At 62.7% G+C, this 11,936-nt stretch carries 12 protein-coding genes; 2 read left to right on the top strand and 10 right to left on the bottom strand.

Annotated elements, in window-relative coordinates:
* Window positions 1-232: 232 nt before the first annotated feature.
* Entirely contained in the window at window positions 233-1,030 is a 798-nt protein-coding gene (locus DSD28_RS02310) for an IclR family transcriptional regulator domain-containing protein (RefSeq protein ID WP_119254725.1), read from the top strand.
* 40 nt (window positions 1,031-1,070) lie between these two features.
* Here the strand turns inward: DSD28_RS02310 and DSD28_RS02305 are convergent, their stop codons facing one another.
* Window positions 1,071-1,841 carry an SDR family NAD(P)-dependent oxidoreductase gene (locus DSD28_RS02305; protein WP_162911190.1) on the bottom strand — a complete coding sequence of 257 codons (771 nt, stop codon included), beginning with the start codon at window positions 1,839-1,841 and terminating at the stop codon, window positions 1,071-1,073.
* 29 nt (window positions 1,842-1,870) lie between these two features.
* A complete protein-coding gene (hisD, locus tag DSD28_RS02300) occupies window positions 1,871-3,181 on the bottom strand; it encodes a histidinol dehydrogenase (protein WP_119254723.1) in 1,311 nt (436 codons plus the stop codon).
* A 90-nt stretch (window positions 3,182-3,271) separates the two neighbouring features.
* Between hisD and DSD28_RS02295 the strand changes: the two genes are divergently transcribed.
* Window positions 3,272-4,252: a LacI family DNA-binding transcriptional regulator gene (locus DSD28_RS02295; RefSeq protein WP_119254722.1), complete on the top strand. Its 981-nt coding sequence runs from the start codon at window positions 3,272-3,274 to the stop codon at window positions 4,250-4,252.
* 103 nt (window positions 4,253-4,355) lie between these two features.
* Here DSD28_RS02295 and DSD28_RS02290 read toward each other — a convergent pair whose 3' ends face one another.
* From DSD28_RS02290 to DSD28_RS02255, 8 genes are all read right to left on the bottom strand, one after another.
* Window positions 4,356-5,111, bottom strand: a complete 756-nt coding sequence (locus DSD28_RS02290; protein WP_119254721.1) for an SDR family NAD(P)-dependent oxidoreductase — start codon at window positions 5,109-5,111, stop codon at window positions 4,356-4,358.
* A gap of 4 nt (window positions 5,112-5,115) precedes the next feature.
* Window positions 5,116-5,868, bottom strand: coding sequence for an SDR family NAD(P)-dependent oxidoreductase (locus DSD28_RS02285; protein WP_119254720.1), 753 nt, complete (start codon window positions 5,866-5,868; stop codon window positions 5,116-5,118).
* Window positions 5,865-6,896 carry a proline racemase family protein gene (locus DSD28_RS02280; protein WP_119254719.1) on the bottom strand — a complete coding sequence of 344 codons (1,032 nt, stop codon included), beginning with the start codon at window positions 6,894-6,896 and terminating at the stop codon, window positions 5,865-5,867. Before DSD28_RS02280 ends, DSD28_RS02285 begins: the two co-directional genes overlap by 4 nt.
* Window positions 6,893-8,362 (bottom strand): aldehyde dehydrogenase family protein, encoded by a 1,470-nt coding sequence (locus tag DSD28_RS02275; protein WP_119254718.1) that lies wholly within the window; start codon window positions 8,360-8,362, stop codon window positions 6,893-6,895. The genes DSD28_RS02280 and DSD28_RS02275 overlap by 4 nt, the downstream gene beginning before the upstream one ends.
* A 17-nt stretch (window positions 8,363-8,379) precedes the next feature.
* Window positions 8,380-9,612, bottom strand: coding sequence for an NAD(P)/FAD-dependent oxidoreductase (locus tag DSD28_RS02270; RefSeq protein ID WP_119254717.1), 1,233 nt, complete (start codon window positions 9,610-9,612; stop codon window positions 8,380-8,382).
* A 64-nt stretch (window positions 9,613-9,676) separates the two neighbouring features.
* On the bottom strand, window positions 9,677-10,555 hold the full coding sequence (gene dapA, locus DSD28_RS02265; protein WP_119254716.1) for a 4-hydroxy-tetrahydrodipicolinate synthase: 879 nt from the start codon (window positions 10,553-10,555) through the stop codon (window positions 9,677-9,679).
* A gap of 36 nt (window positions 10,556-10,591) precedes the next feature.
* On the bottom strand, window positions 10,592-11,257 hold the full coding sequence (locus tag DSD28_RS02260; protein ID WP_119254715.1) for an amino acid ABC transporter permease: 666 nt from the start codon (window positions 11,255-11,257) through the stop codon (window positions 10,592-10,594).
* Window positions 11,258-11,267: 10 nt separating this feature from the next.
* Window positions 11,268-11,936: an amino acid ABC transporter permease gene (locus DSD28_RS02255; protein ID WP_119254714.1), complete on the bottom strand. Its 669-nt coding sequence runs from the start codon at window positions 11,934-11,936 to the stop codon at window positions 11,268-11,270.

The raw sequence follows: 11,936 nt of genomic DNA, 5'->3' as shown, positions 1-11,936 counted from the left end.
ATTCCTCCTTCGGGCATTCAGACCATTCGGCGTACGATCGGCGCGGGCTTCTCAGCCTGCTGCGCATTTTGGCCACCTGAACAGTTTCCTCACATTTGCCCACCCCGTCATTTCTTCCTCAGAGGTGAGCATCAGGGGTATTTCACATTCAAAACCCATTGTCAACATATCGCGCACTTGCGCGATAATCGCACATTGACAGGTTTTCAATGCCGTGAGATGACTAGTCGCCATGGACACAGACATTCAGAAACGCGACTTCGCCCAGACCCTCGCCCGGGGTCTTTCCTGTCTTGAAAAGCTGGCGGAGGCCGATGCTCCCGCGACCTGCACGGAGGTCGCCCGGGCCATGGATGTGAGCCGCGCGGCGGCACGACGGATTCTCCTGACGTTGGAAAGCCTCGGCTACGTCAAGGAGGAGCGCGGCCTTTATGCGTCGACGCCGAAAGTGCTGTCACTCGGTCGCGGGGTCCTGCGACGTACCAATATCTGGAGCGCTGCTTCGACCGTCGTCATTGCACTGGCTGACCAGCTCAACGAGCCCTGCTCGATCTCCGTCCTCGAAGGCCTCGACATTCTGTTCGTCAGTCGCGATGCGACGCGGCGCATCTATACGTCACGGCTTGGGGTCGGCGACCGCCTTCCGGCGCATTGCTCGGCGAGCGGCAAAATGCTGCTGGCCTCTCTGCCGGTGAGCGAACTGGACAACCGGCTGGCCACTGTTGTCCTGCGGAAGCAGGGACCAGCCTCGATAACCGAGGTCGAGATCCTGAAAGCGCACTTGAGTGAGGCGCGACGGTCCGATTTCGCCACCGCCATCGACGAAATGGAAAATGGTACGATCTCGATCGCGGTCCCCCTGCGAGAACGGGCGGGCCGCGTCGTAGCCGCCATGAGCGTTGCCTCGCACCGCGACCGCATGTCGCCGGAAGAGCTGGAAACCAAAATCCTTCCTTCCTTGCGCGACTGCGCGCGGAAGGTCGAAGGCATCCTGCGGGACTATCAGGAGCGGAATTGGGCAATCCTTTAGCCCAGGTCCCGTGACGTTCACACGACCGGCGAAGACTGCATCAGCCGGCCGTCCAGCCGCCATCGACCATCAAGGCGGTTCCGGTGATCATCGCCGAGGCGTCCGAGGCGAGAAAGGTTACCGGTCCCATGATGTCCTCCAGCTCGCCGATACGGCCAAGCTTGATCTTCTCCTCGATCCATCGGACCCGCTCGGGATTGGAAAATGTCTGCTCGGCCAACGGCGTCTTGATGAATGTCGGGCAGATGGTATTCACCCGGATGCCGCAACAGCCCCACTCTATCGCCATGGACTTCGTAAAGCCCTCGATAGCGTGTTTCGTGGCGCTGTAAACGGCCCGGTCGATGCCGCCGACATGGGCCATCTGGGAAGAAATGTTGATCAACGATCCCGGTCGCTCCGCCTCGATCAAACGTCTGGCAATGGCGCGCGTCAGAAAATAGGCCCCCCGAAGATTGATCGACGCGACGGCGTCGAAATCGGCGGGGGTCGTCTCCAGTGCCGGCCCATGCCGTGCAAGACCGGCGCTGTTGACGAGAATGTCGAAGACAGGAAGCGACACTAGCGTCGCCTCCATCGCTTCGACGTCACCGACATCGAGCGCGACCGCCATCCCCTCAAGGCCCAGGTCATTCATCGACGCAACCGTGAGTTCGAGCTTGTCTATCGCACGTGCTGCCAGCGTCACCCGTGCACCGACCTCCGCGAGTGCTACGGCGGCGGCCTGGCCGATGCCGGAAGATGCTCCGACAACAAGCGCGTTACGGCCATCCAGTCTGAAGGACGGCGTGCGGGGCAATTTCAGGGTCATCACATCACCTGGTTTCCCGGAGCCGACGGCTATTCGGCCGCCGCCCCATAGGCCACATTCCTTCCACCGTAGCGCCGGACACGAACATTGGCCTGCTCGGCATGCCCGACGAAACCTTCCAGGATGCAGAGACGTGAGCAATATTCCCCGATCCGGGCGGCCGCCTCATCGGTTAGGACCTTCTGGTAGGAATGCGTCTTGAGATACTTGCCGACCCATAATCCACCCGTATAACGGCCCGCCTTCTTGGTGGGGAGCGTATGGTTGGTGCCGATGACCTTGTCGCCATTCGCCACATTGGTCTTGGGACCGAGGAACAGCGCGCCGTAGGAATGCATATTGGCAAGGAACCAGTCGTCCCGGTCGGTCATGACCTGCACATGCTCGGACGCGATATCGTTGGCGACATCGAGCATCTCCTCGTAACTGTCGCAGACGATAATCTCGCCATAGTCGCTCCAGCTACGCGATGCCGTGTCGGCTGTCGGCAGGATTGCGAGAAGCCGGTCGATTTCGGAAAGCGTCGCATCCGCGAGCTTGCGCGAGTTCGTGACGAGAACGGCGGGGGAATTGTAGCCGTGCTCTGCCTGGCCGAGAAGGTCGGTCGCGCAAAGCTCCGCATCGACGGTTTCGTCGGCGATCACCATCGTCTCCGTCGGTCCGGCGAAGAGATCGATCCCCACCCGGCCGTAGAGCTGCCTCTTGGCTTCGGCGACGAACGCATTGCCAGGCCCCACGAGCATATGAACGGGCTTGATCGTTTCCGTGCCCAACGCCAAGGCGCCGATCGCCTGGACGCCGCCGAGAACATAGATTTCATGAGCGCCGCCGAGATGCATCGCGGCGATGACCGCAGGATTGGGTTCGCCCTTGAAGGCGGGCGTCGCCGCCGCAATGCGGGGCACACCCGCGACCGACGCCGTGGCGACCGACATATGGGCGGACGCCACCATGGGGAATTTCCCTCCCGGAATGTAGCAGCCGACGGACTGGACCGGGATATTGCGGTGGCCAAGGATAACGCCGGGCAACGTCTCGACCTCGATGTCGAGCATCGAGTCCCGTTGAGCCTGCGCGAAGTTGCGCACCTGCGCCTGCGCGAACTTGATATCCTCCATATCGCGCGCCGACACCTTGTTCATCAGCGCTTCGATTTCGCTAGCCGAGAGCCGGAAGGACGGGGGAGCGTAATTGTCGAATTTCACTGACAACTCGCGCACGGCGGCATCGCCGCGCGTTTCAATATCTCTCAGGATGTCGGCGACAATAGTCCTGACCTTCGTATCGTCCTCCGAACGTTCGGATTCGGATTTGCCACTCTTGAGGTAGGTAATAGCCATCGGTGATCTCCCTTTCGCGGCGGAGGATATGATGCTAATTCCCGGGCGCAAGTTTTCATCGATAGTGTGAAAAAGTTTCAATCATTCGCCATGAAGCCGACAGCAAAACAGGTTGCCCATGCCGCAGGCGTTTCCGTCGCCGCGGTTTCGCGCGCATTCACGCCGGGCGCGTCGATCCAGGCGGAAAAGCGCACGCGAATATTCGCGTGCGCAGAAGAAATCGGTTATATCAGCCCGGCACGGCGGACGGCCAAGGTCATCGCATCTCGAACGATCACTCTTGTGGCCGGTGATCTCCTAAACCCTTTTTATCCTACGGTACTGGACGCATTGGCGCAGCGACTGCAGGAAAGCGAACGGCAGTTGCTGGTGTACACCCTTCCCGCTCATACCGATGTCGACGCCGCGACTGAGCAGATCCTGGCCTCAAGGCCGTCCGGGATCATCATAACGTCCGCGCAACTTACGTCGAAGATGGCGCGCGCGTGCCGGCAGCATCAGATCAAGGTCATCCTCCTCAATCGGGTGCAACGCGATATTCGCACCAACGCGGTCGCCTGCGACAACTACCAGGGTGGGCGGGACGTTGGCAGGTTCCTGATGGTACAAGGACATCGAAAGATCGCTTTCCTCGGCGGTATCGCCAACACGTCGACCCATGCCGAGCGGGCGCGCGGCTTCCGCGACGTTCTAAGTGAAGCCGGTATCGGCATACATGCTCAAGCCTCGGGGGAATACGAGTATCGTCGTGCCTATCTCGCCGGACAGGCTCTTTTAGCGGCTACCAAGCCTCCGGAAGCGGTCTTTTGCTGCAACGACATCATGGCACTCGCCGTTATCGACGCTGCGCGCGAACGCGGAATTCGTGTTCCGGAAGATCTTGCAGTCGTCGGCTTCGACGATATTCCCATGGCATCGTGGAACGCTTACAGGCTCACCACAATTCGGCAACCCGTGGAACGTATGGTTCAAGAAGCGTTGAGCTTGATCGATGACCCAAGCATCAAGCCCACCGACGATGGCATAACGCGAATGCTCTCGGGCGAACTCATTCGACGTGGAAGCGCTTGATATCGACGATCGTTCACAAAGGCTTTTGAGCGGAAGTGAACCGCAGACCTGCTTCTTGAAGGTGGTTTTCGACTTTTCTGATTCAGAAAGGTGTGAGAGTTCCTTATCGGGAAGCCGCCTGCGCCCCTGTAATCTCGACCAGCGAACCGCACATGAAGGCCGCCTCGTCGGAGGCGAGGAAGGCGACCAGCGCGGCGACCTCCTCCGGCCTGCCGATGCGGCCGAAGGGCACCAGCCTGTTGAGGTCGGCGATGGTACGCCCCGAGCGCTTCACCCCGGCTTCCAGCATCGGCGTGTGGATCTCGCCGGGGCAGACGGCGTTGACGCGGATCTTGTCCGGCGCGTAGTCGCGGGCAAGGTTCTGCGTGAAGCTCGCCACCGCCGCCTTGGTGACATTGCAGGCGATGTGGTTCGGCGCCGGGTGAAGGCCCCATTGCGAGGCGGTGTTGACGATGGCCCCGCCGCCGGCCGCGATCATGGGCGGCAGCGCCGCCTGGCAGAGATGGAACATCGCATCGACATTGACAGCGAAGCTCAACCGCCAGTCATCCGGCATCAACGAGAGCAGGTTGCCGCGCCGGTTGATCCCAGCATTGTTGCAGAGCACGTCAATGCTTCCCTCCGTGGCGACGACATCGTCGATGATCGCCCGGCAGCCTTCGGCAGTGGATATATCACTGGCGAAGGCACGCGCTCTGCCGCCCGCGGCCGTTATCTGCGCGGCCGTAGCCTCGGCCCCTTCGCCGTTCATGTCCGTGACGACAACACGCGCGCCTTCGGCTGCAAAGCGGGCGCTGATCGCTCCTCCAATGCCACCGGCAGCCCCGGTGACGATGACAACCTTATCCTTGAAACGCATGGGATTACCTCATGTAGCTACCGCCGTTCACATCCAGCACCGCGCCGTTCAGCGACGCTTGCGAGGGACGGAAGGCAAAGGCGGTGATCTCGCCGATTTCCTGCGGGTCGGCCATCCGGGCGATGGGGATGCCAGCCAGAGCCGCCGCCTCGCCATGCTCGCCAATATAGGCCTCGGCCATTTCAGTGCGCACCCAGCCGGGCGCGAGCGCGACGGCGGTCACACCCTCGTGCCCATGGCTTCGCGCGATGGATTTGGTGAGGTTGATCAGGGCGGCTTTCGAGGCACCATAGGCCATGGCACTGGAGGTGTAACCGCGCTGACCGGCGCGGCTTGCCATATTGACCATCCGCCCTCCGCCATGGGCGCGAAAATGCTGGATGGCAAGCTTCGACAGGTCGACGGCCGACAGGAAGTTGACCCGCATCTCCCGCGCCCAGACCTGCTGCCATTCTTCCATCGGCGCATCGACCGAGACCTCAGAGCGGATGCCGGCATTGTTGACGAGGCCCGTCAGCCGGCCGGCGGCGGCAAGCGCACCGTCCCACAGGGTTTGCGGCCCGGCCGGGTCCGAAAGATCGGACGGTACGCACCAGCCCCGCCCATCGAGCGTTTTCACAAGCGCCTCGGCGGCATCGCGATTGCGGCCGTAGTGGACGACGACATTGGCGCCATCCGCCACCAACGCCCGGCAGATCGCTTGCCCGATGGCACCTGTAGCGCCCGTCACAAGAATAGATTGTCCCGACAGTTTCATAATTCCCCCACCTGCGGCCCCCAGGTGTCCGACATGGCGAAGCCCTGCGTGAACGGATCAAGCGGATCGAGCCGCAATTGCTGGCGGCCAAAGACATAGCCCCGGCCGGTGATGCGTGGCAGCACGGCGGGACGGCCTCCAACCGTCGTCTCGCCGAGGATTTCCGCCGTGAATTCTCCGCCGATGATGCTTCGGGAGACGCGGAGATCACCGGTCCTCGCCTGCCCTCGCGCATGGAGGATAGCGAGATTGGCCGAGGAGCCCGTGCCGCAGGGCGAGCGATCCACCCGCCCCGGCTTCAGCGTGGTGCAGGTAACGACCGAGCCATCGGGCTGGTAGTCGCGGAACATCACATAGGCAATCTCGTCGAGGCCAGGGATTTCCGGGTGTTCCACCGCGACCTGCCCCGCCAGCAAAGCCTTGATCTCGGTTCCGGCCTCGGCGAGTGCGCGGGCGTGCTCCGGCACGATGCGCAGCCCCACGCGGTCCACGTCGATCTGGGCGTAGAAGACGCCGCCGAAGGCGATGTCGCCGGTAATCTTGCCCCATTTCGGTGTGTCGATCATGACGTCGAGCGCATGGACGAAGGCCGGAACGTTGTCGAGGCTGACCGAGAGGCAGCGTCCGCCCTCACAGCGTGCGCGGGCGACGATCAGCCCGGCCGCCGTATCCAGCCGCACCACCGTTTCCGGCTCGACCTTGGCAACACGGCCGCTTTCCAGAAGCGTCGTCACGACACAGATGCAGTTAGAGCCCGACATCGGATGGGCGCGGTCCGGCTGGAGTACGACGAAGGCCGCATCGGCATCCGGCCGCGTCGGCGGCAGGAGGAGGTTCGTCGTGTGGACGACCTGCGCACGCGGCTCGCGCGTCAGGAACAGGCGGAGCGACGGGTCCACGTCGTTCAGATGGTTCATCTTGTCGAGGATGGTCGCGCCCGGGATTTCAGGCGCGCCACCGATGAGGACATTGCCGCTCTCGCCCTGGCAATGGACGAGGAGGATATCGAGCGCCTTGTCGAAGATCATTTCAGATACCACCCCCACGGCTCCTCGCTGACGAGGCGGGTGATCTGTTTGGTCTCCAGGTAATTGTCGAGGCCCCATCGGCCGAGTTCGCGGCCGATGCCGGACTGCTTGTAGCCGCCCCACGGCGCCTCGGTGAAGGTCGGTTGCGAGCAGTTGATCCAGACGATGCCGGCGCGGAAGGCGGCGGCGACGCGTTCGCAGCGTTCGTCGTCCGCCGACATGACGGCGGCGGCGAGACCGAAGCGGCTGTCGTTGGCGAGACGGATCGCTTCTTCCTCCGTTTCGAAGGGGCGGATGCAGACGACCGGGCCGAAGATTTCCTCCACCCAGGCGTCACTGTCTAGCGCCATGTCGGTGAGGATGGTGGGGGCGACCCAGAAGCCCCTGTCGAAACCGTCGTGTCGGCCGCCGCAGGCAATGGTTGCGCCCTGCTCGACCGCCCGATCGATATGGCGAAGCACATCCTCGTACTGACCCTTGTTGACGAGCGGACCAAGCAAAGTACCCGCGTCGAGTCCATTGCCGACCCTGATCTTCTTCGCTTCTTCGACCAACCGTTCAAGCAATCGCGGATAGAGCGGAGCCTCGACCAGAACCCGCGAGGTGGCCGAGCAAACCTGGCCCTGGTTCCAGAAGATGCCGAACATGATCCATTCGACCGCCTTTTCGATATCGCTGTCGGCGAAGACGACGAAGGGCGACTTGCCGCCGAGTTCCAAACTGATGCGCTTGATGTCCTTCGCGCCCGTGGCCATGATGCGCGAACCGACCGGGCCGGAGCCGGTGAAGGCGACCTTGTCGACCTGCGGATGTTCGACCAGTGCCTGACCAACAACGGAACCCTTGCCGGAAAGGATATTCAGCACGCCCCTCGGAAGGCCGGCAGCCTCAGCGATCACGCCGAGTTCCAATGCGGTCAGCGAGGTGGTTTCCGCCGGCTTGAGGATCATCGTGCAACCGGCGGCAAGCGCCGGAGCGATCTTCCACGAGGCCATGAGCAGCGGATAGTTCCAGGGCACGATGGCGACGGTCACGCCGAGCGGCTCGCGCACGGCCTTCGAGACGAAGCGCGCATCCGCCAGTTTCACCTCCTCCACCTCGCCGTCCAGCTCCTCGGCGAGGTCAGCATAGAAATCGAAGCAGCCGGCAGCATCCGAAAGGTCCCATTCGGATTCGGGCAGCGGCTTGCCATTGTCGCGGGTTTCCATGCGCGCGAGGTCCGGCAGTCGGTCGCGGATACCCTCAGCCATGGCGCGGAGATATTTTGCCCGCTCCTTACCGGTAAGGCGCGGCCATGGGCCGTAATCGAAGGCCTCGCGGGCGGCCCTCACAGCCAGTTCCGCCTCCACGAGACCGGCGGCGGCGATGTGGTGGAAGACCTCCTCGGTTGCCGGATCGATCACGGGAAGCATGGTTCCGTCGGATGGAGCGACCCACTGGCCATCGATGAAGAGCTTGTTCTGCATGGTATCCTCGCTGTGCTTCAGAAGCGGTCTATACGATAAGGGCGCATGTCGATGGGCGGCACCACGCCGGTCATCAGGTCTCCCATCAGGCGTGCAGTCGTCGCGGCATAGGTGACGCCGAGATGGCCATGGCCGGTGGCGTAGAAGACGCCCGGTACCCTCGCTGAGGCCGACATGACCGGCACCGTATCCGGCAAGGCCGGGCGGTGGCCCATCCACTCGGAGAAATCCTCGCAGCGCAGGTTGGGCAGCGCCGTCTGCGTCCGCCGCACGGTAATCTTCGAACGGCGATAATCCGGCGCGGCGTCAAGGCCCGCCATCTCCACAGTTCCGCCGACGCGGATGCCGCCGGCCGTCGGCGTGACCATGAAAGCCCGCGCCGGCCAGATGATCGAATGACGCATGGAAATGCCCGGGGACATGATCTGCGTATGATAGCCGCGCTCGGTCTCGAGCGGCATCGGTTCTCCCAGCATTTTCGACAGCAAGCAGCTATAAGCGCCGGCGCAGATCACCACCTCCTCGGCTGCGACGCGGTCGCCTTCCGCAAGCCGGACGGCGGTGATGCGGCCGGACCGGTCGAAGCCCGCGACCGTCCCGCGCCGGATTTCACCGCCGAGCGCGGTGAAGCGTTGCGCAAGGCTGCTCACTAGCCGGAACGGGTCACGCAGGCTCCGGTTCTGCGGAAACAGCACGGCAATGCCGATGCTTTCAGACAGTTCCGGCTCCAGCTCTTGCGCCTGCACGCCCGTCAGTCGTTGATACGGAAAGCCGAAGCGCTCGAGGATTTCGATATGCTCGCGGTCGGCGCGGAACTCCGCCTCGTTGCTGTAGAGCGAAAGGCAGCCCTCCTCCGTCAGCTCGCCTTCCAGACCCGTTTCCCGCAACAACGGCAGCAGGTCGTCATAGACGCGCTTGCAGAGAGCGGCACCCTGCGCCTCGAGTTGGCGCAGCTTTCCGGGCCGCGACGCCGCGACAAAGCGGGCGAACCACGGCAGGAGTTTCGGCATATAGGTCGGCCGCACGCACACCGGTCCCTCAGGATCCAGCATCCAGCCGGGAATCTGTTTCCAGATCGACGGCCGTGAGGCGGGCATGAACTCGGTCACGGCAATAGAGGCCATGTTGCCATAGGATGCACCGCGCCCGACCTCGCCCTTGTCGAGGAGGATGACCTGCCGGCCGCGCTTCTGCAGTTCGTATGCGATGGCCGTGCCGATGATGCCCGCGCCGACAACGACGGTGGTCATGCTCGTCTCTCCCATTAGGTGTCAGGAAACAGCCGGGCGACCATTGCGCCCGGCCCCTGTCAGCTTACCAGTTGAGGATCGGCTGCATGGCGGCGCGGAATTCGGCCTTTTCCTCGTCCGTCAAGGGACCGAGCGGCGCGCGGCATTCGCCCATCGGCAGGCCCTGCAATTCGCAGCCATATTTGATCTTCTGGACGAATTTTCCGGATTCGAGGATATTCATCGCCCGGTAGAGGATCTTCATCATCTCGCGGGTCTTGCCAAGATCGCCGGACTTGTAGGCGCGGTCGAGATCGCAGCATGCCTTGGCCATGCAGTTCGACGGGCCACAGATCCAGCTTTCCGCGCCCCAGAACATGAAATCGAGCGCAATGTCGTCCGAACCCGAAACCAGTTGGATCCGGCCCTCGTAACGGCTGGCGATGTCGATCGCGCGCTGCAGCACGCCCGAGCTTTCCTTGATGCCGATGACACGCGGATTGTCGGCGAAGTGATCCATCAGTTCGAAGCTGATGTCCGACCCATCCTTGGCGGGATAGCTGTACAGCACGAGATCGACGTCGACCGCGGCGAGCACGGTTTCGTAGTGCTTGATGAGTTCGGCCTGAGTGGGGCGGGTGTAAAAGGGCGGTGCGAGCAGCACCGTGTCGTAGCCGATTTCCTTTGCCATCGCGGTCTGTTCGATGACCTCCCGCGTAGCGGGTGCGTTCGTGCCGGCGATCAGGGTTTCACCCGGCCTGGCGAAATCCTTGACGAACTTGAGCACGTCGCGGCGCTCCTCGGTCGACTGGCTGAAATATTCGCCCGTCGAGCCGTTCGGCACCCAGCCGGTCACCCCGGCTTCACGCAGATGAGCGAGCAGCTTTTCGAAAGCCTTGAAATCGACCCGGCCTTGCGTGTCGAAGGGGGTGACGAGGGCGGGCATGACGCCTGACAGTTTCATGGGAGTCTCCATTTCGAGGGTTCGGATGCCGGCGCTTCAGGCAGCCAGCCGCTTGAGGATGCGTTGTTCGACGACCGTGACGGCGCGCGTCAGCGGGAAGGCGATGACGAAGTAGATGAGAGCGACGACGGTCAGCACCTCGATGGGGCGGGCCGTGTTGTTGGAAATGTTCTGGCCGACGAACATCAGGTCCGCCATGCCGACCGCAGAGACCAGCGCGCTCTCCTTGAACAGGCTAACGCAGTTGGACAGAAGCGTCGGGGCGGCGCGCAGCACGGCTTGCGGCAGAACGACACTCGTCGTGCGCGTCCAGGCAGAAAGCCCCAAAGCCACGCAGGCATCCATCTGCTCGCGGCCGACCGATTTCAGTGACGCGCGGAATGTCTCGCTGCTGATCGCCCCCATATAGAGCGTCAGCGCGATCACGCCCGAGGCCATGTTGGAAAGCTCGGCGCCGAGCACCAGCGGCAGGCAGAAGAAGATCCAGAAGAGCTGCACGAGTACGGGCGTGCCGCGGAAGAACTCCACATAGACGCTCGCCAGGCTCCTGAGCACCTTGCTTTTCGAGGTGCGGGCAAGCGCCAACAGGAAACCGAGGACACAGCCGAACACAATGCAGATCAGGGTCAGCTTCAACGTCATCCAGAGGCCGAGCAGAAGCGCGTCCTGATATTTGAGCACGATGGCGAAGTTCAGGTTCATAGCCTTCTCCTCAGCTTGCCAGCGCTTCGCGGCGACGTTCGAGATAGCCGACGATCTGGGAGACCGGGAACGACACGGCGAAGTAGACGAGCGCCACGATGGTGAAGGTCTCGATGGGACGATAGGTCTGTGTAGCGAGGGTTTTGCCCTGGTACATGAGATCCTGCACGGCGACGATGGCGACCAGCGCGCTCTGCTGGAAGGTGCCGATGCCGTTGGTCAGCAGAACGGGAATGGAATTGCGCACGGCGGCCGGCAGCACGATGTAGAGAATGCGCTGGAGCGGCGTCAGGCCGAGTGCCACGCCCGCATCGAGCTGCTCGCGCGGCACCGCCTGGATCGAGGCGCGATAGGCCTCGGCGTTGAAGGCCGCGAGATTGAGGCCAAGCGCCAGGATACCCATCGTAACCGAGCCGAGAAACACATTGAACAGCATGGGCACGCAATAGAAGAACCAGACGATCTGGATGATTGCCGGCGTGCAGCGGAAGAATTCGACGAACAGCATGACCGGCAACCGCACTACCGACCAGCGGCTCATGACCAGCAGCGCCAGTGCGAAACCGAGCGTCAGGCCGATGGCATTGGCCGCGATGGTCAGCTGGATCGTGACGAGGAGACCGTCCCAGAGAGGTCCCAGATTGCGGAAAACGGATGCGAAGTCGAAACTGTAGTTCAT

The sequence above is a fragment of the Shinella zoogloeoides genome (assembly GCF_003574625.1).
GTDB lineage: Bacteria > Pseudomonadota > Alphaproteobacteria > Rhizobiales > Rhizobiaceae > Shinella > Shinella zoogloeoides_A.
Note: the sequence above shows the minus strand (reverse complement) of the source record. Positions and strands in the feature narration are given on the sequence as shown.